This is a genomic window from Amphritea sp. (genome assembly GCF_050300915.1).
In the GTDB taxonomy this organism is placed as follows: domain Bacteria; phylum Pseudomonadota; class Gammaproteobacteria; order Pseudomonadales; family Balneatricaceae; genus Amphritea.
Genome location: NZ_JBNKYN010000005.1, coordinates 80,660 through 103,515 on the forward strand (window position 1 = coordinate 80,660; position 22,856 = coordinate 103,515).

The following is a 22,856-nucleotide window of genomic DNA, read 5'->3' on the forward strand; positions in this document are numbered from 1 at the left end:
ACCACCAGACATCAGGACACCCTGAAGGCTCTGCGCAGCCCTCTCAGAACAATAAACAACCAGGGCCACAGCACCGCACTCATCACTGCAGGCAGAAGAAAGATCAGACTATCACTGCGGGTTCCCATCAGACTGTGAACCCAGTTAAAGATCAATTGATTAATCCCCACCAGCACCATCACCATCACCGCCTGTTGCACCAGCGGAAACATCCTCAGGCGTTTGTACAGCAGCAATGTCAGATAAGCGATAATCAACAGAGATAAAACATTCAGCCCCATCGGGCTGCCTTTAATCAGATCGAGTCCTAAACCTACCAGCGCTGCTGTCCCCAGGCCAACCCGCTCAGGCAGTGCCATCACCCAGTAGATCAAAATCATGGCAACCCACTCAGGCCTGAACCACTCGGCAAACTGCGGCAGCGGCATCTGACTAAGCATATAACCCACCAGAAAGGTGGCCAGGATAATCGATCCGCCACCGCCTCCCTGATTATTCACCCTCACTCTCCTGAACATCGATACCGGCCTGCTGAGGCTTTAGCTTCTCAGTGTGTAACGGTTTATCTTCGGGAGGCAGCTCCGGCGCTTGCGGCATATCTACCAACAAGATATGGCGACTTTTATTCAGCATGGCGGCGGGTTCCGCTTTAACCAACGCAAATGGCTCACCAGGGTCTCGCTGCACACTGACCACTTTAGCGACCGGATAGCCCCGCGGGAAACGTCCACCCAGTCCGGAAGACACCAGCAGATCCCCTTCACGAATATCGGCAGTATCAGGTACATGCACCAGCTCAAGCTGATTGACCGAACCATTTCCCAGCGCAATAGAGCGAAAGCCGTTACGATTAACCTCAACCGGGATCGCATGGCGCGAATCGGTAATCAGCATCGCCCGGCTGGTATAGTGACTCACTTCAACTACCTGTCCCATAATACCACCGGAATCGAGCACCGCCTGACCCACATAGGCATGATCTTCTGAACCCCGGTTAAGGATAATCTGATGTTGAAATGGATCCGGATTGACACCAATCAGCTCGGTGAGGAAGACATCCTGCTCGAGTCGCTGACGACCATTGAGCAGCTCGCGCAAACGCACATTCTCAGCGGTCAGCGCCGACACCTGCTGCACCCGCTGCTTCAGCAACAAGGCCTCCTGACGTAAGCGCCGATTTTCGTCAGACAGCTGACTGCGGGTCACCAACACATCGCTGAGGTCATCCGCCACCTGCGCCGGAGCATCAACTACCCATTGCAACGGGGTAATCAGCAGAGAAAGGTAGGAGCGTGTTTTATGCATACTGGCCCACTTAAGGTCCAGCACAATCAGCACAATAGACAGCACCAGAAGCACAATAAAACGGGCCCGTAAGGACCCGCTACTGAATATACTAGCGATGGAACACCCCCTGTTGGAACTGTTCCATTAGATTGGGTAAATCAACCATTCAGATCATTCAGACTTATTCAAAGGTCAGCAGTTCAAATGCGTGTTTATCCAGCAGCTCCAGGGCCCGGCCACCGCCACGGGCAACACAGGTCAGAGGGTCATCAGCAACGATCACGGGTAAACCCGTCTCCTCACTAATCAACTTATCCAGGTTGCGTAACAACGCACCACCACCGGTCAATACAATGCCGCGTTCAGCGATATCTGATGCCAGCTCAGGAGGACACTGCTCCAGCGCGCTTTTAACTGACTGAACAATCGCCGAGAGAGGCTCCTGCAGGGCTTCCATAATCTCATTACTGTTGAGTGTGAAACTACGGGGGATACCTTCGGCCAGGTTACGGCCGCGCACATCAATTTCGAGGGTTTCAGAGGTCGGGTATGCCGTACCGATCTCCTGCTTAATCCGCTCAGCGGTGGCATCACCAATCAGGCTGCCGTAGTTACGCCGGACATAGGTCACAATCCCCTCGTCAAAACGGTCACCACCGACCCTGACAGATTCAGCGTAGACAATACCGTTAAGCGATATAATCGCAATCTCAGTGGTGCCACCACCAATATCCACCACCATCGAACCGTTCGCCTCATCCACCGGCAAACCTGCGCCAATCGCAGCAGCCATCGGTTCTTCAATGAGATAGACTTCGCGGGCACCTGCGCCCATGGCTGACTCTTTAATGGCCCTGCGCTCAACCTGTGTCGACTGACAGGGAACACATACCAGAACCCGGGGGCTCGGAGTCAAAAAACTGTTGCCATGCACCTTACTGATGAAATGCTGCAGCATCTTCTCAGTGACATGAAAATCTGCGATAACGCCATCTTTCATCGGCCGGATAGCGGTAATATTACCCGGCGTACGACCTAACATCCGTTTTGCATCAGTACCCACTGCTGCCACGGTCTTCTGCGACCCATTACTGCTTTGACGAATAGCAACAACTGAGGGTTCATTCAGTACAATGTCTTTATCGCGAACATAAATAAGGGTATTGGCAGTGCCCAAATCAATAGAAAGGTCACTGGAAAAAAGCCCTCGAATCTTCTTAAACATCGGTTGTCCGCCTTAGATTGTGCGACTGCACATTCACTTGATCAAAAAAACAGGCCCACTGTAGCAATGGCGGGGATTTTGGGCAAGCTGCAAATGTGTTAACGTAGCGCTTTATTTAGTTATCAGACCAAATTCCATAGCAATGAGAATCCAATAATGTCTTTAGACCGCACAGACGTCGAAAAGATCGCTCATCTGGCAAGATTAAATATCGCCGAGCAAGATATTCAGGAATATGCTGAGAATCTCAGTGATATTCTTAACCTGGTTGACCAGATGCAGGCGATCAATACCGATGACGTAACACCGATGGCCCATCCGATGGATGCGATCCAGCGTTTACGCATTGATGAGGTCACCGAGGGCAACCAGCGTGACCTGCTTCAGACCGTGGCACCGGCTGTTGAAGCCGGGCTGTTTCAGGTTCCTAAAGTGATCGAGTAATCTCGCACCAGACACCCGTTTTAAGGATTTAAAAACGTTATGTTAGACAAGACACTCGCCGAACTGGCGCAGGGGTTAGCAACTGGTGAATACAGCAGTGTTGAGCTGACCCGCAACTACCTTGACCGGATCAACACCGAAGATGGCGCCCTGAACAGCTTTATTACTGTCACCGAAGAGCAGGCACTCGCTCAGGCTGAAACCGCTGATCAGCGCCGCGCCGCTGGCGACGCAGGCCCCTTTACCGGTCTGCCGATCGCCCACAAAGATATTTTTTGCACCCAGGGTGTACGCACCAGTTGCGGCTCACGCATGCTGAACAACTTTATCTCACCCTACAACGCCACAGTAATTGAAAAATTCAACAGCGCTGGTGCAGTAAGCCTGGGTAAAACCAATATGGACGAGTTCGCCATGGGCTCCTCCAACGAATCCAGCTTTTTACGGCCCGGCACGCAACCCCTGGAACACCGACTGTGTCCCGGGAGGCTCATCCGGCGGCTCCGCAGCGGCCATTGCCGGCGGCCTGGTACCCGGCGCCACCGGAACTGACACCGGTGGCTCCATTCGCCAGCCTGCCGCGCTGTGCGGCATTACCGGACTGAAGCCGACCTATGGGCGGGTATCCCGCTACGGCATGATCGCCTATGCCTCCTCGCTGGATCAGGGCGGCCCAATGGCGCGTACCGCGGAAGACACAGCGATGATGCTGAACGTAATGGCCGGTTTCGATCCTAAGGACTCCACCAGCCTCGACCAGCCGGTTCCCGATTACACCCTGAAGCTTAATGACTCGCTTAAAGGGTTAAAAATTGGTCTGCCAAAAGAGTTTTTCTCTGATGAGATCGATCCGCAGATCACCGCACAGGTGCAGGCCGCCATCAAAGAGTTTGAGGCACTGGGAGCGACCATTAAAGAGGTCAGCCTGCCAAACAGCCATCTGGCGATTCCGGCGTACTACATTATTGCGCCGGCTGAAGCCTCATCTAACCTGTCCCGGTTTGACGGTGTGCGTTACGGTTACCGCTGTGAAGATCCGGTTGATCTGGAAGATATGTACAAACGCAGTCGCGGAGAGGGATTTGGCGAAGAGGTTAAGCGCCGTATCATGGTCGGCACCTATGCGTTATCAGAGGGTTTCTACGATGCTTACTACAAAAAAGCACTGCAGATCCGTCGTCTGATTCAGCAGGATTTTGTCAAGGCGCTGACAGAGGTGGACATCATCATGGGGCCAACTACACCTCATCCGGCGTTTAAGCTGGGCGAGAAAACATCTGACCCGGTAGCGATGTATATGGAAGATATTTTTACCATCTCCCTCAACCTCGCCGGTATGCCAGGTATGTCTATCCCCTGTGGTTTTGCCAACGGACTACCCGTTGGCCTGCAACTGATCGGCAACTACTTTGCCGAAGAGCGCCTGTTGAATGCTGCGCACCAGTTCCAGCAGGCAACCGACTGGCACACGCAACGCCCCGTACGTTGAAGAGACCCGCTCGCTAAAACGACCTGGCCGCTCAACGGCGGCCGCCACGGGAAACAGAATTTAACGCAGTTGCTGTTCAGGCTAAAGGCTTAACACGCTGCAAGATGAGGTTTACAGAATGGAATGGGAAGCAGTCATCGGGCTTGAGATTCACGCCCAACTGGCGACTAAGTCCAAAATATTTTCCGGCGCCAGCACCGCCTTTGGTGCTGAACCCAACACTCAGGCCTGCGCAGTCGATCTGGCCCTGCCAGGCACACTACCTGTGTTCAATGCTGAAGCGTTGCGAATGGCGGTATTATTTGGTCTGGCAATTGATGCAAAGATCGGTCATACATCAGTGTTTGACCGGAAAAACTATTTCTACCCCGATCTGCCTAAAGGCTACCAGACCAGCCAGCTGTTCCACCCAATTGTGGGTATCGGCCATGTTGATATCGAACTGGAAGACGGCACCACCAAGCGCGTCGGTGTTACCCGGGCACACCTGGAAGAGGATGCCGGTAAATCTCTGCATGAGGAGTTCCCGAGCATGACCGGTATCGACCTTAACCGGGCAGGCACACCTCTGCTGGAGATCGTCTCCGAGCCGGATATGCGCAGCGCTGAGGAAGCGGTTGCTTACGTGAAAAAGATTCACGCCATCGTCACCAACCTGGGAATCTGTGACGGCAACATGTCGGAAGGCTCATTCCGTTGTGACTGTAACGTTTCAGTACGCTACAAGGGTGAGGAAAAGTTCGGCAACCGTACCGAAACCAAAAACATCAACTCCTTCCGCTTTATTGAAAAAGCGATTAAAGGCGAGATTATACGGCAGATCGATATTCTCGAAGATGGCGGCCATATCACCCAGGAAACCCGCCTCTATGATGCTAATAAAGATGAAACCCGCTCAATGCGCAGCAAAGAGGAAGCCAACGATTACCGCTACTTCCCCTGCCCCGACCTGCTGCCCATCGTTATTGATGATGAGTATATCGAGCAGCTGCGTAACACGTTGCCGGAACTACCGGATGCCCGTAAAGCACGCTTTATCGAGCAGTATCAACTGAGCGAATACGATGCGATGGTGCTCTCCGCCTACCGTGATCTGAGCAGCTATTTCGAAACCGCCGCTCAGGCTGCTGACGATGCCAAGCTAACCGCCAACTGGGTGATGGGCGAGCTGTCAAAACACCTGAATCAGAACGACACCGACATCAATGACTCTCCGGTCAGCGCGGAACAGCTCGGCGGCCTGTTGTTACGCATCAAAGATAACACCATTACCGGCAAGCTTGCCAAGCAGGTGTTTGAAGCGATGTGGGCTGGCGAAGGCAGCGCAGATGAAGTGATCGAAGCGAAAGGCCTGAAGCAGGTTACTGACACGGGTGCGATTGAGTCGATGGTGGATGAAGTGATCGCCGCTAACCAAGCCCAGGTTGATCAGTATGTCAGCGCTGAGCCAGATAAGCGCGGCAAGATGATCGGCTTCTTTATGGGCAAGGTAATGCAGGCCTCCCAAGGTAAAGCTAACCCGGGTCAGGTGCAGGGATTACTGAAACAGAAGCTGGATGCATTAGCCAACAGCTGATCATCAAAAGCATCACACCAAGCCGGTCAGCGCCCACTGCGCTGACCGGTTTTTTTATTGATCAATGTGCAAAAAAAATGCCCCGACAACATCGCTGCCGGGGCAAAACCAGTTTACGTTAAATACTCTGGAGAGATACAAACCTCTCCCTGAAACCGAACACCTTAGAACAGATCAAAGCTCTTGCTGATGGTAAAGGTCAGCTTGTCGGTATCACTTACCCAGGCATTGGCTGAGTTGTCATCATCCGGGAAAATTGCCGCAACCGACATATCCAGACCTTCATAGGTCATGCCATAACCCGCTTCGAAATAGGAACCATCAACTTCGTCGCCATAAACACCATAGGTCAGGTAAGCACCTTCGTATTCACCCGTAATGCTGGCAAAGGTGTAATCCACATCGGCAGAACCCGGTACATCTTTCAGAGTACCAATATTGTAACCAATAGAGATCGGCCCATAACCAGCACTCAGGTTATACTCAAAATACTTGCCGGTATCAGAGTCATCATACAGGTAGGTTATTACACCAACGCCATAACTGAAGTCCTCATACGAGCCGTTATAACCTCCATACAGGTCATACTCGATATTATTTGGCAGTGATGCCAGCCAGGTACCTGCATAGAAGCCCATATCGCTTTCATAATCCAGACCACCCATCATGCTGGCATTACCACCATCACCAGACTGATCCAGACCACGGAACCAGTAGTCGCTCATAGCACCCACATTGGCGGACACACCGGCAAAGCTGGCAGCAGAAGCAGATAGCAGCGCAGAAGCGATTAGCGTTTTAGTAAGCTTTTTCATTGACGTTCCCCTTACAGATAGTCTTTTTGCAATGCAAAAGAGTTATTAACTGAGAAAAGGGGTAGCAAGCAGCACGCCATGAGCGTGCTATCTCCATATTTATCAAATAGTTGATAAAAATCGCATAGCGTGCGCAATAACCTGCGGGAACCACAAAAGCGCATTACGTGCTGCACCGCACCAAAAATTAACATTTATGTCATCAGGCTGTCATTTAGCAAATAAACACAATAAAAATGATCCAAAAAGATGAAAATCCGTCTAACATCTATCTATAAGCAAAGAACAACAGATCAGAAACAAACAGGAGCAGTAGCATGCCAACCGCAACATTTGCAGCAGGATGCTTTTGGGGAGTGGAATCACGCTTTGCCAGCACCCCTGGGGTGACATCAACCGCCGTAGGATATATGGGAGGACATACTGAAAACCCCACCTATAAGGATGTCTGTGACAGGATGACTGGCCATGCAGAAGTCGTACAGCTGGAGTTCGATGAGCAGAAAGTGAGTTATGACACTCTACTGGATATTTTCTGGCAGATGCATGACCCAACCACCCTCAACCGGCAGGGACCTGATATTGGAGATCAATACCGCTCTGCCATTTTCTACCATAATGATCATCAACGCATTATGGCCGAGCAAAGCAAAGTCGTACTGGATAAAAGCGGTATTTTTGGCAACCCGATTGTTACCGAAATCACCCCCGCTGAACAGTTCTGGCGAGCCGAAGAATACCATCAGCAGTACCATGCTAAGAACGGTCACGGCGGCTGTTCTATCTGAAAAAGCGCAACCGGAAGGCCCCGGCTGCGCTATTGCTATAACTCAGATAGTTAACGCCAGACGGGTGCCCTGCTCTATCGCCCGTTTGGCATCCAGCTCGGCTGCCAGATCCGCCCCGCCGATAAGATGAAATGGCTTATCCAGACCCACGGTCAGCTCCCGCAGAGACTCCTGTCCGGCACAGAGGACAACATTATCGACTTGCAGCAAGCGGTTTTCACCATTGACGCTGAGATGTAAACCGACATCATCGATACGCTGATATTCACAGCCGGATAACATCTCCACATGGCGCTTTTGCAGGCCTAACCGATGCGCCCAACCGGTTGTTTTGCCTAATCCGTTACCCACTTTAGAGGTTTTACGCTGCAGCAGATAGATCTGCCGCGCAGCAGGTTCCGGAGCCGCTTCGACACCCTCTACACCACCACGGGACTGCATACTCATATCCACTCCCCATTCACGCATAAAGGCGGGAATATCCTGACTGGTTGATGGCCCCTGATGGGTCAGATATTCACTGATATCAAAACCGATCCCTCCGGCACCAATCACCGCGACACTACGACCCACAGGGGCACCACGAACCACATCCAGATAACTAAGGACTTTAGGGTGATCCTTGCCCTCAATATCAGGTACCCGGGGAATAATGCCGGTGGCGATAATCACCTCATCAAAATCACTCTGCTGCAGTTCATCCACCGTTACCCGGTGCTCCAGTTTAAGGCAGACCCCATCGAGTTCAATGCGGCGACCAAAGTAACGCAACGTCTCGTTAAACTCCTCCTTCCCCGGAATCTGCTTAGCAATATTAAACTGCCCGCCAATTTCGCTTGCCGAGTCAAACAACGTCACCTTATGTCCCCGCTGAGCCGCGGTAGTAGCAAACGCCAGTCCCGCAGGACCCGCACCAACCACAGCAAGCGTTTTGGGTGTATCGGTGGCGACAACCTGAAACTCAGCTTCATGACAGGCACGGGGATTCACCAGACAGCTGGTCAGTTTGCCCGCAAAGATGTGATCCAGACAGGCCTGATTACAACCGATACAGGTGTTAATCTCGTCGCTGCGCCCTTCGGCAGCTTTACGAACAAACTCAGGATCAGCCAGAAACGGCCGGGCCATCGAGACCATATCGGCATCGCCCCGGGCCAGTACCTGTTCAGCCACCTCCGGGGTATTAATCCGGTTAGAGGTGATCACCGGCACTGACAGCGCTTGCCGCACTTTAGCTGTAGCCCAGGTGAAAGCGGCCCGGGGCACTTTCGTTGCAATGGTGGGGATACGCGCCTCGTGCCAGCCAATCCCGGTGTTAATAATGCTAGCCCCCGCCTTTTCAATCGCTTTACCCAGGGTGATTATCTCATCGTAGCTACTTCCCCCTTCCACCAGATCCAGCATTGATAACCGGAAGATGATAATGAAATCGCTCCCAACGCGCTGGCGCACCCGTTTGACCACCTCAACAGCAAAGCGAATACGATTATCATAATCGCCCCCCCACTCGTCATCACGCTGATTGGTGCGGCGGGCGATAAACTGATTGATAAAATAGCCCTCTGACCCCATCACCTCTACACCGTCATAGCCTGCCTGCTGCGCCAGCCCGGCACAGCGGGCAAAATCCTCTAGCTGTTGTTCGATCTCTTCCGGGGTCACTTCATGGGGCGGGAAAGGGTTAATCGGTGCTTGCAGGGCCGATGGCGCAATCAGCTTAGGGTTGTAGGCGTATCTCCCCGTATGCAGAATCTGCATACAGATCTTGCCGCCCTCGGCATGTACTCTGTCGGTAACAATGCGATGCCGTTCTGCATCCTCCGGCGTCACCATCATCGCCCCGCCTGCAACTACACCACCTTCAGGGTTAGGGGCAATGCCGCCGGTAACAATCAGACCAACACCACCTCTGACCCGTTCCGCATAAAAGTCAGCCATACGTTCAAAACCGTTGGGTACCTCTTCGAGGCCGACATGCATGGACCCCATCAGGACCCGGTTTTTCAGCGTCGTAAAGCCCAGCTCAAGCGGCGCTAATAGATGAGGGTAGCGGTTGGCGGTAGTGCTCATGTTTTGTTCCTCAATATTCTTATTCTGAATCAGGCGTCCATCACGGTATTAACGCTACAGGCAGCTCAACGAGCCCCCACATCGGGCAAAACAACACAAACACCAAACTGGACAGTGTCAAGATAAAACGATATTTTGACACTGTCAAGATTGATTGATAAATTGCCCTGATGAAACATACCGACACCATACCCACATCCCGTAGCTATCATCATGGCGATCTCTATTCATCACTGTTAGAGACCGCAACCAGAATGATCGCAGAAGGTGGCACCGAAAGCCTCTCGATGCGCAAGCTGGCTGACCGGGTAGGCGTCTCCCGCACGGCCCCCTATCATCACTTTAAAGATAAAAACGCACTGCTGTGTGCGATTGCAGAACAGGGCTTTGAACGGGTGGAAACGTTTCTGGGTGAGATCCGGGCGAAAGAGAGCTCTGCACAACTGAGCACACTCTTTTCAGAGTATGTGCATGCCTATATAGAGCAGGCTTACCAAAACCGCGAACAATACGATCTGATGTTTGGCCGTGAAATATGGCGCAATGGGACACCTACGGCATCATTACAGAAGATCTCCCGACAGCATTTTAAAAGCTGGTTAAACTGGATCGAATCCCTTTGTAACCAGGGAGTCATCAACGCCGGAGACTCTCCATTAAGAACCGCTCAGATCTGCTGGGCAACACTCCACGGCCTGTGCCGCCTGTTAAATGATGGCATCTATACCGAGCAAAGCAGCATGAACCAGATAATTGATAGCGCTGTAAACATGATGTTTAAGTCCTGAGCAGCATCCCCACTCTGCAAACTTCATCTATTCAGACGCATTATCATCCGTTATAAGTTCACCGCGCCAGTGACCCGCACGATGTTCCTGCCGGACAACTTCATGAATCAGTGGGATAACCGCACGTATCAGCGAACTACGCGGACGGTTAGCCACCGTAGAGATATAGACATCCCGTTCGATTGCGGGATCAGTAATCTCAAGCGCATGGATCTGCCCAGCCTCCTCCAGGTGATAAAACGATGAGGATGGACTCAATAACATACCATAGCCATCGGAAACGTAGCGCAAGGTTGTCATTAACTGACCAAAGGCAGGTTTTTGCCGCACCTTAACACCGGTCTGCTGCTCATACTGACGTAACACATAGCCCAGTGAGTCTTGCCGCCCCGTGACAATAACCTCATGCTGGGCAAACTCAGTAAAGGTGATCTGCGAACGTTCACGCAGTGGCAACTGCGTACTCACCTGAGGCGATGCCCCCATCGCCAGATAGAGCTTCTCCCGGAACAGCGCTTCCCGGGTCAGCTGCTTCATATCACTACCATCTGGAGAGGAGATCGCCAGATCAATCTCACCGCTGAGCAACTGTGCCGACAGGTTATAGGAAAGCCCGGCAAACAGATCCAGCTCTATTTTTGGATAGCGCTGCTCCACCCGCTTCAATAATGGCACAGAAACAACGTTGCCAATCGGTTGCGTCATACCCAGCACCAACCGACCTACGGGTTCCAGTTCAGCCTGCCGGATATCCAGTTTAGCCTGATCGACCTGGCGCATGATGGATTCCGCATGCGTTCTGAATAACTGGCCACTCTCCGTCAGCCGCACGCCCCGATAGTCACGATCAAACAGCGAGGTGCCCAGCTCATGTTCAAGGTTTTCCAGCTGCAGACTGATACTCGGCTGCGCAATATCCAGCTCACGCGCTGCAGCGGCGATACTGCTCAGCTCTGCGGTTTTAAGGAAGTAGATCAGCTGTTTTGTATTCATCGCGAAAGCATATAAGAAAAATATTGAGCAGACCAATATTTGTTATGCTTTTTATTGTGGCGAGTTTAATTAATATCGACACCTGGATCACACAAAATAAATATGAGAATAGAGAATGTCTTTAACTAACCGCTACTATGATCGCCCATCCCGATTCAGCGAAACCGAGTGGCAGGCCCGGATAGAGCTGGCGGCTATGTATCGAATCTTTGCTTACCAGAAATGGGATGAATCGATCTACAACCACATCTCTTTACGGGCCCCCGATGAGGATAACCACTTTCTCATCAACCCCTTCGGCCTGCACTACAGCGAGGTCTGCGCGTCCAATCTGGTCAAAGTTGATATTGAGGGCAATATCATCGGTCACTCAGACTGGCCCATCAATCCCGCAGGCTTTACCTTTCACAGTCAGATTCACGATAAAGTCCCCGGTGGCCACTGTGTCATGCATGTTCACACCACGGCGACACTGGCAGTATGCTGCTTAGAAGAGGGCCTCTCCTACAGCAACTTCTACGCAGCGCAGTTACACGATAAGATTGCCTATCATGAGTTTGAGGGGATCACGGTACATATGGATGAGGGTGAGAGGATCCTCGCCAGCGCCGGAGATAAACCGGTGCTGATGCTACGCAACCATGGCCCGGTGGTAATCGGAGCCAACCTTGCCCAGGCGTTTGCCCTGATGTGGCTGGTAAACCGTGCCTGCGAAGTGCAGTGTGCCTCAATGGCGATGGGTAAAGTACGTGAGATTCCTGAAGAGATCGTGAAGAAGTGCACCAGAGACTCACTAAACTTTGATCCTAAGTTTGGCGCGGGCGCAGATGTGTTTGCCGCAATGAAGCGACTGGTTGAAAAACAGGATCCCTCATACAAACGCTAATCTGCTTAAAGGAGCCCCGCTATGAATGTATCTGTATATGGTGCTGGCGCAATCGGCGGCCTGATTACCGCGCGGCTCAGTGCTGCGGGAATAGCGGTTACCGTGATTGCCCGGGGAGACACTCTGCAATCATTGCAGCAACACGGGGTCGGACTGACAGAAGATGATCAAACCCGTTTTTATCCGGTGACGGCGGTGTCCGCACCGGATAGTCTTGGCGTGCAGGATCTGATTATTATCGCCGTTAAGCAACCTTCGATGAATGCGATCATCAAACAGCTTAAACCGCTGATCGGAGAGCACACCCGTGTTCTTCTGGCAATGAATGGGGTTCCCTGGTGGTTCTTTGATGGCCTTCCGGGTGCACCTGCTGACCGCATACTTAACACAATCGACCCTCAGGGAGACCTGCGGGATTTCATCCCCAGTCATCAGCTTATTGGCTGTGTTGTTCACCTCGCAGCAACCACCCTCTCTCCGGGCATCGTCCGACTAAACATGGGCAATAACCTGATTATCGGTGAACCCTATGGCGCACCGTCAGAACCAACTCTGCGACTGGGTAAAATCCTCGAAGATGCGGGTTTCGAGGTTGAGATATCACACAGAATCCAACAGGATATCTGGTACAAGCTGTTGGGGAATATGACCATCAACCCGGTTTCAGCCCTGACCCGCGCGACCGCTGATCGCATCCTTGATGACCCACTGGTGAATCAGTTCTGCTGCAAAGCGATGCACGAAGCATTGGAGATCGGCAATCTGCTAGGCTGCATTGTTACGCAAACGCCCGAAGAGCGAAACGCAACGACCCGAAAACTTGGCGCATTCAAAACCTCAATGCTACAGGATATTGAGGCGGGGCGACCGCTGGAATATGCAGCCCTTGTTGGTGTGGTCTATGAGATAGCGGAAAAGCTTGGTAAAGAGGTGCCCTGTATCGCTGCACTTTACGGTTTAATCCGCCAGCTGGACAACAGTCAGCGACCGGCCGACTAAAGCAGACCGCCTACAGCAAAAAGGGTCTGACAGACAATTTCAGATGAAAACTGGCTGCCAACCCTCTTCAGAGACACTCTTTATAAACCTCTTTGATTGACGTTACTTAGCCAGCGAGCGGAACATTTCCAGCGCCGCGGCACCATCAACGTTTTTAGCTTTCGCCGTTTCAACCCACTGCGCTGCCATATCGGCAGTTTTTGCTTTCAGCTCAACCACCATCGGATCAGTTTCACTCAGACGATTGATTACAATGCCGTTCTCTTTGGCTGCAGCATAGCCGTTGACATCCGCTTCACCCCAGGTTTTACCCGCTAAACGGGACAGTTTCTCACCTGATACACTCATCAGCGCCTGCTGATCCTTTTCACTCAGCGCAGCAAATGAGTCCGGATTGATAAAGAAACTAAAGGTCGTGGTGTACATCCCATCCGGGAAGGCCGTGAGATATTTAGAGACTTCAGCCAGTCGCAGATACTTCAGGTCCAATACCGGCAGAAAAACCCCTTCAACCACCCCTTGCTGCATCATCTCATAGATTTTTGGTGCAGGAGCCGCCACTTCAGTTACTTCAAGACGCTTCGCCACTTCACTGGCTATGCCGCCCCCAATACGAATCTTCTTACCCTTCAGGTCCGCCAGTGAATTAACCGGGAAGGTGGTGTGCAGCTGACCAGGCCCATGTACAAACAGCCCCAGTAATTTCAGCCCATCATATTCATTTGCCTGGTTGAAATATTTTTCCTGTACCTTCCACAGCGCAACAGAGGCTTTCTCAGCATCGGGGCTTTCTCCCGGAAGCTCGGCAATGCTCCCCAGAGAGAAACGGCCTGGAACATAGCCATTAACGGTAAAGCTGGCATCGATAACCTGGTCTTCTACCAGATCAAACATCGACTTGGGATGCCCCAGGCCATATTCAAGTTCAACTTTAACCCGTCCTTCGGTGGCCTCTTCAACCCACTTTGCCCAGGTAGGCCAGACAATCGCATTTTGTGGTGCCGTCGGTGGCAGCCAGGTTCCCACCTTCAGCATTGTGACAGCCGATGCACTGAGTGATATAAACACCCCGGCACACGCAGTTGCTGAGGCTAAGAGTTTTGTTATTTTTTTCATCTCTGCTTCCTGATTAGTTGTTGGTTGAACAAAAAGCCTTACTTGAAACGCCACACCCCGGTGTTTATCCGCGGGACTCATGGCATAAACCTGCGCTCTCTCCCTTATCGGTTTCCTCTCTGATCGTTGATAAAACCCTCTACTGTTGACATACTAAACAATGAGTATTAATTAGCATATTAACAAAAAGACTATAGGGAAGAAGCTAAACAAATTTCGCCCCCCCTCAATATTTTTCTTATAAGAAAATAGCACAGACAGCAAAACAGATGGTTACGTTGAATACCGGCAATTAAAGGAACAATAAGAATGAGTCACACGCCGCAGCTTAAACACTTTGCAGAATTAACAGTCAAAGTCGATGCCCCCCAGGAGATTGGCCATGCGCAGCACGGACAACGACGGGTGATACCCATTACTGGCGGAAGTGTCGAAGGCCATGGCTGGTCGGGCAAGGTCCTTCCGGGTGGCGCGGATTATCAGCTGATTCTGACACCGCGCATGGCAGACCTGGATGCTCACTATGTGCTGGAAACCTCTGAGGGAGAGCTGATCTATGTGCATAACCGAGCCATACGGGTCGCAGCACCGGAAATCACTGAACGACTGATCAAAGGGGAGCCGGTCGATCCAGCGGAGATATACTTCCGCTGCCACCCAACCTTTGAAACGGATGCGCCATCCATGAGGTGGATCACCGAACGTATGTTTATCGGTACCGGGATTCGCAGGCCCGATCGGGTCGAGATGCATTTCTACGAAGTACTGTAGAGAAACGCAAACATCAGGTGGCAACAACATGCAAGGTATCGCAGCCCGACAATGCCTGGTAAGTCATTGGGCTCAACATAATCAGGCCGCTTTAATACCCGGCAAGCGCATCCGGGCTGCGCACCCAGATCTCTACCCGACGGTTACGCTGACGCCCTGAGCGGGTTGTATTGGAGGCGATAGGCACCGCTTCCCCCAGCCCCTCAACAAGCTGCACATTGATACCCCGCGCCAGCAGGGCCTGCCCCACCGTCTGAGCTCGCTGCTGGGAAATATGCTGATTGCTCTCCGGCTCACCAATACTGTCGGAAAAGCCCACCAGAATAGCGGACTGCCCCGGATGATCTTCAAAGTATTTCACCACCCGGTCAAGATCTCGCAGGGCTTTGTTATCCAGCATGATAGTGCCACTGTGAAAACGGAAATTGAGAGAGAGCCTTTCTGCATTTTGCGTCAGCTGCCGATATTCCAAAGGCAGATGATTACTTAGAACAGGCCGGGTTTTGTAAACATTCTGCGAGATAAATCCAGCCTTTTTGACGACATCCTGACCCTTTTCAGACAACACGAAACGGATAAACTGATCTATAACAGAGCCGGTGCCTACGGTTGCTGGCTCATACATGTACAACCGGCGCACCAGCGGATAATCCTCGGTAGAGATAGTAAACGAGGTCGGATAGATCGGCTGAGCGTTGGTCTCATCTGAGATCGCCAGTGCCTTAGCCCGCAGAATATAGGGAAGGCCGATAAAACCGATCGCACCGGCTTCTTTACTAACCAGATCAGACAGTTCAATACTGGACTCAATCCGTTCAGCCTGCGCGGAAAGCGTCTTATCATGTGTTTTCAGCACCATCGACTTAAACGAGTCCCAGGTACCTGAATTTGCATCCCGGGCATACACTTTAACCGGAAGATCCGGCCCGCCAAACGCCGACCAGTTATCCACGGTGCCGGAAAACAGCATCGCCAGCTGCGCCGTGCTCAGATGACTGACCGGGTTAGCCGGGTTAACGATCACCGCCAGCCCATCCATACCGATAATATGCTCGGTGCCTTTCGATCTCAGATCACCATAGCGCCCCGACAACCTCTCATTCTCAGTATCTTTAATCCGCCGTGAAGCCATCGCCAGGTCGGTAAGCCCTTGCTCAAGTGCTTTAAACCCGGTACTGGAACCGTGCGCCTGCATCTCGATACGTGAGATAACGTTATCCCCAGGCATATGGAACAGAAGATTATTCTCGACATCAACCGGGGTTGCGCGCAACTGAATATCCTCTGCCCCCAGGTCAGTCAAAAAGGCTTTCAGCAGCTCCGGTGCCAGGGTCTCGCCAATAGTGTTTGAACCGTGTAAACGAAACAGGCGTTGCTCTTTTAAGAGCGACCGTTCGGGTGCAGCACCTGGATTCAGCGGGGCTTGCGCAAACACCTGAGACGCGGTTGCACTACTCTCCGAGGGTGAAAAATACCGAAAACCAGCGCCCAGCACCAACAACAGCATCAACCCCAACAGTACCGGAACAATTCTGCGGGGCCTTGGTTGCGATTCGGACGTTAACTTAACGTCGACGGGCGGCGCAACCTCAACTTTTGCTGCAACAAAGTTATCCGGATCATCCGCCACAGCCTGCTGCAGATCGATCTCTTTGGTCAGGTCCAGGGCTTCATCTTTCAGCAGATCTTTATAAATCGCCCGGATTCCAGCACTGAACTGAAACTGGCCACTATCTGCGTTCAACAGAATGGTTCGGCGATACTCGCCATCCTCGGTAAACTTATGCAGATCAATGGCTTCATGCCCCTGTTTCTCCAGGGCTCGCTTCAGCTTCCAAATCAGGTCAAACAGAGTAGTTTTCACGACGTAACTCCGGCGGTGATACAGCAACAAGACCGGGCATTTTACTCAGGATAAATTTCGTAAATATTACACCGTGCGTAAAAAGCTATTCAAAACAGATAATTGCAAAAGAGGTAAGTCAGAGAGGGGGCCGAACTTAGGTGACGGGAGGTCAGGCTGACCTCCCGGCAAGAACTTTTAGGTTTTAAAACAGTTAAACTTACAAACGGCTGGCCCCCGGTGCGAAGCTGGCGGTAACCGATGCCTGAGGCCCGGGTACTGCAGATCCGTCCTGCTCGGTTACCGGGAATACACAATTGATCTGACCGGTGCCTGAACTACCAAAATAGGGTGTCAGAACCTCAGCCTGACCTTCGTAGTCACTCCACCCCAACGCTCCCAGCATCATCGCGGTATCATGCATAAAGCCTTCGCCGTGACCTTTGGCGGCGTATTCAGGCAGCATCTCGCAGAAGGTTTTCCAGTCGCCCCGCTGCCACATCTCCACCACTTGATGATCAAGGGTTTCCAGGAACGGACTCCAGACCTTATTGGCAAACTCAGGCGCCTGACCATTCTGCGCAAAACGATGAGACAGTGAACCACTGGCAAAGAAGGCCACCGTACCATCGTAATGCTTTTCAATCGCCTCGCGCATCGCCCAGCCCAGACGGGCTGAATCATTCAGATAGTGAACGGTACATAACGCGGACACAGAGATCACCTTAAAGTGGCGGTCTTCATTCATATAACGCATAGGCACAATAGTGCCATACTCTGGCCCCAGTGAGGTTTTATCATGAGCCAGTGTTTCTACCCCTTGCTTACTGCACTCAGCTGCAAGAATTTTACCCAGCTCCGGGTTGCCATCATATTCAAACTCCATATTAGAGATAAAGTGAGGCAGTTCGCCGCTGGTATAGTTCCCTTTGAAATGGGGCGCGCAGTTGATGTGATAGTTGGCATTGACCAGCCAGTGGGTATCAAACACCACAATGGTATCAACACCCAGCTCCCGGCAGCGTCTGCCGATCTCTATATGGCCATCAATAGCAGACTGTCGTGAGCCCTTTTGCGGTCCATCCAGTTCAGACAGATACATGCTGGGAACATGCGTAATTTTCGCGACTAATGCCAGTTTACCCATTTCAGTTTCCTCTTATCTCTTGTTATCCACAGACGGGGCTGAATATGTCAGACTGAAAACCCCATTCAGGCAGACCGCACTCAGCACACGCGATCACATCATCTACATGACAGACCACAGTCAGTTTAATTCGCCTATTTTGTTAACATATTAACTAAATTGCAACCACTATTACAATTTTCATATTCTATAAGTAGTGAAGACATTGAATTTAAAAGGGTTTGTAAAACAACAGCTGTAGCGTATGTCATATAACTGGACTATTGTTTAGCTGTTTACGTATAACCTGCTGATAATCGGTCATGAGAGCTCCTGATATGAATAGCGACAACGGTGTCACTGACGCCAGCACAATCACCTTAGCCGATATGGATTCGGCGATTGCCGCATCACTGCTGGCCCGGCAAGCACCCCATACGATTGAAAGCACACTTCACGACCTACCGAGTGAGGTCACGCTGAAAATAGCCGCCCACCTCGCATCTGAGGCGGGCCGCAAAGAAAATGATGACAACGAACAACACTCTCTCGAAGGCATCAAGGGAACCATTGGTCAACTTATGACAGAGGTTTTCGGCACTCTGTCACCGGATGATACCGTGGCCAGCGCTCTCGATTACATTGTCAGAGCAGACCCCTCCATCACCATCACCTATATCTACGTTACCGATGAAGACGAGAAACTACTGGGGGTTGTGGCGATGCGCGATCTGCTGCTCGCAAGTCCCGGACAGACTCTTGAACAGATCATGACGCACGATCCATTTTCCTTCACACCCGATGTTGAGATGCCTGAAGCGGTCAACGCGGCCCTGTTACAACGCCATCGCCTCTATCCGGTGACCGATGAAGAGGGCACCCTGCTGGGGCTGGTCTACGGCTGGCGGTTGTTTGAATATGTCGCCACCGAGATCAGTGCTCAGGCAGGATCAATGGTAGGTGTGGATAAAGAGGAGCGCATCACCACCCCGATACTTGAATCATTTCGCATGCGTCACCCCTGGCTACAGGTCAACCTGCTGACTGCATTTGCTGCGGCCTTTGTCGTCGGGATGTTTGAAGATACCATCGCCCGTATCGTCGTGCTTGCCGTATTTCTGCCGGTGCTCGCAGGGCAAAGTGGCAACACCGGCTGTCAGGCGCTGGCAATCACACTGAGGAGTATGACGCTGGGAGAACTGGCCGGCATATCCATCTCCAGAGTGCTGCGAAAAGAGATTATTCTTGGTGCCATGAACGGCTTCTTTGTGGGTTTAGTCGCTGCACTGGCAATGTGGATCTATGCAGGTATCAGTGGCACAGAAAATTCTGCAATACTTGCACTGGTGGTGTTAGTCGCCATGGTGGGCGCCTGCATCGGCAGCGGAATTTTTGGGGTACTGGTCCCTGTAACCCTGAAACGTTTTGGTGCCGACCCGGCAATGGCCAGCAGCATCTTCCTGACCACCTTTACCGATATTCTCGGTATGGGCCTGATGCTATTCCTCGCCACCAGCCTGCTGATGTAATCAGTAAGCTGGTTGAGTTTTGCAAAAAAGTTAGGGCTGTCTTTCATCAGCATAGGCCACCTTCCATCCATCTCTCCCCCTTCCCCTTAAGGAGTCACTAGTGAAGTTGCGTATTTTCCAGGTTGATGCATTTACAGACACGCTATTTGGAGGTAACCCAGCCGCCGTTTGTCCGCTGAAAGAGTGGATCAGTGACGCGCTGATGCAACAAATAGCGATGGAAAACTCTGTGGCTGAAACCGCGTTTTTTGTTCCGAATAAAGTAGGTTTTGAGATCCGCTGGTTCACGCCCGAAATTGAAATGGATCTGTGCGGCCATGCCACTCTGGCAGCAGCACATGTAATAACAAAGCACTTAGGCTATAGCAAATCAGATCTGATTTTCCAGTCTACAAGCGGCAAACTCCCGGTCAAAATCAATAACGATCTGATTACGTTGATTTTTCCATCCCGAAAACCATTAACCGATAAAGCCCCTCAGGCGATATTGGATGCCTTGCATATTCCCCCCATCGAAGTACTTAAAGCCCGTGACTATCTCCTTGTCTTTGATAGCGAAGCAGATATTCGCAGCATACAGCCAAACAGGAATATTCTTGATCAGATCAATCTGGATCCGGGAGGAATTATCGTTACTGCCAAAGGCGATAGTGTGGACTTTGTTTCTCGTTTCTTTACCCCTCAGGCGAGTATTCTGGAAGATCCGGTTACAGGTTCAGCCCACTGTTCTCTTATCCCCTACTGGGCCGAGAAGCTATCCCGTAACCAGATGACTGCATTGCAGTTATCATCCAGAGAGGGGACGTTATTCTGCCAAAACGCAGCCGATGAAGTCCACATATCAGGTAAAGCGGTAACCTATATGGAAGGCATAATAACGATTTAGTAACCCAGTAGATCGTCAGCCGAACTGCAACCGTAGAAACGCGATAGCATTGCCATCAGATGACACAGGATGGGCTTGGCAGCCGGTGACCCGTAGCCTCTTACGCCACTTGCTTTGCCAACCTGAAAAGCTGACCGGGGAGCTTTATAAGCTTTTGATATTTAGCTTTCCTAAATGCGTACGATAAGCAAGCGACTCAAAATAGACTCATTGATAGGATGCAACATATATGCTTCTTTTTCTAATCAAATCGCTCTACATACCAAAAAGCAATCTATACGTTGCTTTATTACAAAAAAGAAACTAATATGTTTCTCATGGAAAAATAGCAACATATAAGTTTCATCATGAATTCATTACTCGAACAGATCAAAAAACGCCGTATCGCACTAAAACTCAAGCAGCACGATATGATGCTGCGCGTTGGTATATCGCGCCAGCAATATCAACGATTGGAATCCAAGGGCAATCCGCGTCTGGATACCCTTGAGCTTGTCGCCAAGGGGCTAAAAGGTGAATTGATGCTGATACCACAGGAAAAGCTGAATGCTGTGCTGGCGGTACTGGCCGACGATAATTTGGCATCAACTGGGACACAAACTAAGCAAAGCCAGAAGAGAAAAGAACAAAGTAACCCATTGGCGGATGATCCATGGAAGGGTTTGTTGGGAGAAAATGAATGAGCGCAGATGCCAGAAATGAAGTGGGCGATGAAATGAATGTATTACAGCTCTCAATTCATGGCGTATTAATCGGCTATCTCGCAGGGTTTAAGAATGGCCGCAATGTGTTGAGCTTTGCAGATTCATTCAGGAACAACCCTGATCGCCCAACATTCAGCCTGATTACCCACCCGAAGTTTCCGAATGCAGCCAGGCTCATGGCAGAGTCATGGGCAAGAAATCAGCGACTACATCCCGTGCTTTCAAACTTGCTGCCGGAAGGATCTTTGCGAGAACTAATCGCTCAAGGCCTGAAGGTGCACGTTGATAATGAATTTCATATTCTCTCGTATCTTGGCGAAGACTTGCCGGGGGCTATAGAAGCCACGCCAATGGAGCCGGATGATGTTCCCGATTACGTACTGAACACGCACGGAAAGGCTAAGGCGATTAAGTTCGATAAAGATACTCTTCACAAGAAAGGAAGAGAAAACAAGTTTTCCTTGGCTGGCGTGCAGATGAAGTTTTCTATGAAGGAAAAGGATGGACGCTATAACTTATCCAAAGGTGATGTACTGGGCGACTGGATTATCAAAACGCCCTCAACCAAGCATAAGTTCGTACCTCTGAACGAATACACTACCATGTCCTTAGCCGCATTAGCTGGAGTTGATATTCCCGAAATCAAGCTGGTTGAACTGGACAAGCTGGATAATCTGCCACAAATTAACCTGCCAGATGAAAAGCAAGCCTTTGCTATTAAGCGGTTTGATCGTGACCCCGTAGATCAAAACATGAGTCAGCGCATCCACATGGAAGACTTCGCGCAAATTCTGGTGAAGTACCCGCACGAAAAATACACTTCCGCTAATTACGAGAATATCGGCAAAGTCATCTATGACTTTTCTGGCGACGGGCTGGCCGACGCTCAGCAGTTCGCAAGGCGGTTACTGGTGAATATTCTCTTGGCGAATGGCGATGCGCACCTTAAGAACTGGAGCTTCCTGTACCCTGATAAGGTTACGCCTCGACTTTCTCCTGCATACGATATCGTAACAACCAATGTCTATATCGAGAATGAAACCCAATACGCGCTCAATTTAGGTAAAACAAAAGAGTGGTATACAGTCACCATGGCACACTTTCAGTCGTGGGCAGGCAGGTCTGGCATTCCGTGGCGAGTGATCAAGCCTAACTTGGACGATACAATGAGCAAGGCAAGAGAGTTATGGCCTGAGGCTCTGAAAGCATTACCGATGAACGAAGCGCACAAAGAAGACCTTAGATCGCATTGGGCTAAGCTTCAGCAAGACTTTAAGATTGAAGTCACAAAATAAAGGCTATCCACAAAATAAAGGCTATCTCAGTTAACGAATAATTAAGATACGACACGCTTGACTTACATCAGACATAAAAAGGCATACCCTTTCGATACACCTCTGATTATTACGTTGGTAGCGGAGCCAGATCTTAACCAACGACCTTCCTGCCCTTATAAAGGGCCGAGCCCGACGCTTTCTATGCCAGCTTAAAACCACTGAATTTCAGGCAAAAAAAAGACCA

At 51.0% G+C, this 22,856-nt stretch carries 20 protein-coding genes and 1 pseudogene; 12 read left to right on the forward strand and 9 right to left on the reverse strand.

The genetic code is table 11. From position 1 onward, the window contains the following. Positions 1-11: 11 nt before the first annotated feature. The 3 genes from mreD to ACQY8X_RS02510 all read right to left on the reverse strand — a co-directional run bounded on the left by mreD (position 12) and on the right by ACQY8X_RS02510 (position 2,512). Positions 12-500 carry a rod shape-determining protein MreD gene (gene mreD, locus ACQY8X_RS02500; protein ID WP_428033559.1) on the reverse strand — a complete coding sequence of 163 codons (489 nt, stop codon included), beginning with the start codon at positions 498-500 and terminating at the stop codon, positions 12-14. Beyond that, positions 493-1,404, reverse strand: coding sequence for a rod shape-determining protein MreC (gene mreC, locus ACQY8X_RS02505; RefSeq protein ID WP_428033581.1), 912 nt, complete (start codon positions 1,402-1,404; stop codon positions 493-495). The genes mreD and mreC overlap by 8 nt, the downstream gene beginning before the upstream one ends. A 64-nt stretch (positions 1,405-1,468) precedes the next feature. Continuing rightward, a complete protein-coding gene (locus ACQY8X_RS02510) occupies positions 1,469-2,512 on the reverse strand; it encodes a rod shape-determining protein (protein WP_428033560.1) in 1,044 nt (347 codons plus the stop codon). Positions 2,513-2,668: 156 nt separating this feature from the next. On the opposite strand from ACQY8X_RS02510, the gene gatC reads away from it, so the two are divergent. The 3 genes and pseudogenes from gatC to gatB all read left to right on the forward strand — a co-directional run bounded on the left by gatC (position 2,669) and on the right by gatB (position 6,021). Continuing rightward, positions 2,669-2,956 carry an Asp-tRNA(Asn)/Glu-tRNA(Gln) amidotransferase subunit GatC gene (gene gatC, locus ACQY8X_RS02515; protein ID WP_428033561.1) on the forward strand — a complete coding sequence of 96 codons (288 nt, stop codon included), beginning with the start codon at positions 2,669-2,671 and terminating at the stop codon, positions 2,954-2,956. Between the two features lie 39 nt (positions 2,957-2,995). After that, positions 2,996-4,445, forward strand: a pseudogene (gatA, locus tag ACQY8X_RS02520) (Asp-tRNA(Asn)/Glu-tRNA(Gln) amidotransferase subunit GatA). Between the two features lie 118 nt (positions 4,446-4,563). Further along, the gene (gene gatB / locus ACQY8X_RS02525; RefSeq protein ID WP_428033562.1) at positions 4,564-6,021 is read left to right on the forward strand and encodes an Asp-tRNA(Asn)/Glu-tRNA(Gln) amidotransferase subunit GatB; all 1,458 of its coding nucleotides are present in this window, start codon (positions 4,564-4,566) and stop codon (positions 6,019-6,021) included. Positions 6,022-6,185: 164 nt separating this feature from the next. Here gatB and ACQY8X_RS02530 read toward each other — a convergent pair whose 3' ends face one another. Next, the gene (locus ACQY8X_RS02530) at positions 6,186-6,836 is read right to left on the reverse strand and encodes a TorF family putative porin (RefSeq protein ID WP_428033563.1); all 651 of its coding nucleotides are present in this window, start codon (positions 6,834-6,836) and stop codon (positions 6,186-6,188) included. A gap of 317 nt (positions 6,837-7,153) precedes the next feature. Between ACQY8X_RS02530 and msrA the strand changes: the two genes are divergently transcribed. After that, positions 7,154-7,624, forward strand: a complete 471-nt coding sequence (msrA, locus tag ACQY8X_RS02535) for a peptide-methionine (S)-S-oxide reductase MsrA (protein ID WP_428033564.1) — start codon at positions 7,154-7,156, stop codon at positions 7,622-7,624. 42 nt (positions 7,625-7,666) lie between these two features. On the opposite strand, the gene ACQY8X_RS02540 is transcribed toward msrA, so the two are convergent. Next, complete coding sequence (locus ACQY8X_RS02540) at positions 7,667-9,694, reverse strand: FAD-dependent oxidoreductase (protein WP_428033565.1); 2,028 nt, start codon at positions 9,692-9,694, stop codon at positions 7,667-7,669. Between the two features lie 170 nt (positions 9,695-9,864). Between ACQY8X_RS02540 and ACQY8X_RS02545 the strand changes: the two genes are divergently transcribed. Next, positions 9,865-10,482: a TetR/AcrR family transcriptional regulator gene (locus ACQY8X_RS02545; protein WP_428033566.1), complete on the forward strand. Its 618-nt coding sequence runs from the start codon at positions 9,865-9,867 to the stop codon at positions 10,480-10,482. Positions 10,483-10,509: 27 nt separating this feature from the next. Here ACQY8X_RS02545 and ACQY8X_RS02550 read toward each other — a convergent pair whose 3' ends face one another. Next, positions 10,510-11,475 carry a LysR family transcriptional regulator gene (locus ACQY8X_RS02550; RefSeq protein WP_428033567.1) on the reverse strand — a complete coding sequence of 322 codons (966 nt, stop codon included), beginning with the start codon at positions 11,473-11,475 and terminating at the stop codon, positions 10,510-10,512. 115 nt (positions 11,476-11,590) lie between these two features. On the opposite strand from ACQY8X_RS02550, the gene ACQY8X_RS02555 reads away from it, so the two are divergent. Both ACQY8X_RS02555 and ACQY8X_RS02560 read left to right on the forward strand, forming a co-directional pair. Then, complete coding sequence (locus ACQY8X_RS02555) at positions 11,591-12,361, forward strand: class II aldolase/adducin family protein (RefSeq protein ID WP_428033568.1); 771 nt, start codon at positions 11,591-11,593, stop codon at positions 12,359-12,361. Between the two features lie 21 nt (positions 12,362-12,382). Next, a complete protein-coding gene (locus tag ACQY8X_RS02560) occupies positions 12,383-13,360 on the forward strand; it encodes a 2-dehydropantoate 2-reductase (RefSeq protein ID WP_428033569.1) in 978 nt (325 codons plus the stop codon). Positions 13,361-13,462: 102 nt separating this feature from the next. Here the strand turns inward: ACQY8X_RS02560 and ACQY8X_RS02565 are convergent, their stop codons facing one another. After that, a complete protein-coding gene (locus tag ACQY8X_RS02565; RefSeq protein WP_428033570.1) occupies positions 13,463-14,476 on the reverse strand; it encodes a TRAP transporter substrate-binding protein in 1,014 nt (337 codons plus the stop codon). A 309-nt stretch (positions 14,477-14,785) separates the two neighbouring features. On the opposite strand from ACQY8X_RS02565, the gene ACQY8X_RS02570 reads away from it, so the two are divergent. Continuing rightward, positions 14,786-15,247: a DUF3237 domain-containing protein gene (locus ACQY8X_RS02570; protein ID WP_428033571.1), complete on the forward strand. Its 462-nt coding sequence runs from the start codon at positions 14,786-14,788 to the stop codon at positions 15,245-15,247. 91 nt (positions 15,248-15,338) lie between these two features. Here ACQY8X_RS02570 and ACQY8X_RS02575 read toward each other — a convergent pair whose 3' ends face one another. Further along, positions 15,339-17,111 carry a substrate-binding domain-containing protein gene (locus tag ACQY8X_RS02575; RefSeq protein WP_428033572.1) on the reverse strand — a complete coding sequence of 591 codons (1,773 nt, stop codon included), beginning with the start codon at positions 17,109-17,111 and terminating at the stop codon, positions 15,339-15,341. Between the two features lie 199 nt (positions 17,112-17,310). Next, positions 17,311-18,237: a 3,4-dihydroxyphenylacetate 2,3-dioxygenase gene (gene hpaD / locus ACQY8X_RS02580; RefSeq protein ID WP_428033573.1), complete on the reverse strand. Its 927-nt coding sequence runs from the start codon at positions 18,235-18,237 to the stop codon at positions 17,311-17,313. 317 nt (positions 18,238-18,554) lie between these two features. Between hpaD and ACQY8X_RS02585 the strand changes: the two genes are divergently transcribed. The 4 genes from ACQY8X_RS02585 to ACQY8X_RS02600 all read left to right on the forward strand — a co-directional run bounded on the left by ACQY8X_RS02585 (position 18,555) and on the right by ACQY8X_RS02600 (position 22,630). Next, positions 18,555-19,745, forward strand: a complete 1,191-nt coding sequence (locus tag ACQY8X_RS02585) for a magnesium transporter (protein ID WP_428033574.1) — start codon at positions 18,555-18,557, stop codon at positions 19,743-19,745. Positions 19,746-19,845: 100 nt separating this feature from the next. Further along, a complete protein-coding gene (locus ACQY8X_RS02590) occupies positions 19,846-20,631 on the forward strand; it encodes a PhzF family phenazine biosynthesis protein (protein WP_428033575.1) in 786 nt (261 codons plus the stop codon). Between the two features lie 347 nt (positions 20,632-20,978). Beyond that, positions 20,979-21,314: a helix-turn-helix domain-containing protein gene (locus ACQY8X_RS02595; RefSeq protein WP_428033576.1), complete on the forward strand. Its 336-nt coding sequence runs from the start codon at positions 20,979-20,981 to the stop codon at positions 21,312-21,314. Further along, complete coding sequence (locus tag ACQY8X_RS02600; protein WP_428033577.1) at positions 21,311-22,630, forward strand: type II toxin-antitoxin system HipA family toxin; 1,320 nt, start codon at positions 21,311-21,313, stop codon at positions 22,628-22,630. The genes ACQY8X_RS02595 and ACQY8X_RS02600 overlap by 4 nt, the downstream gene beginning before the upstream one ends. The last annotated feature ends 226 nt before the right edge of the window (positions 22,631-22,856 follow it).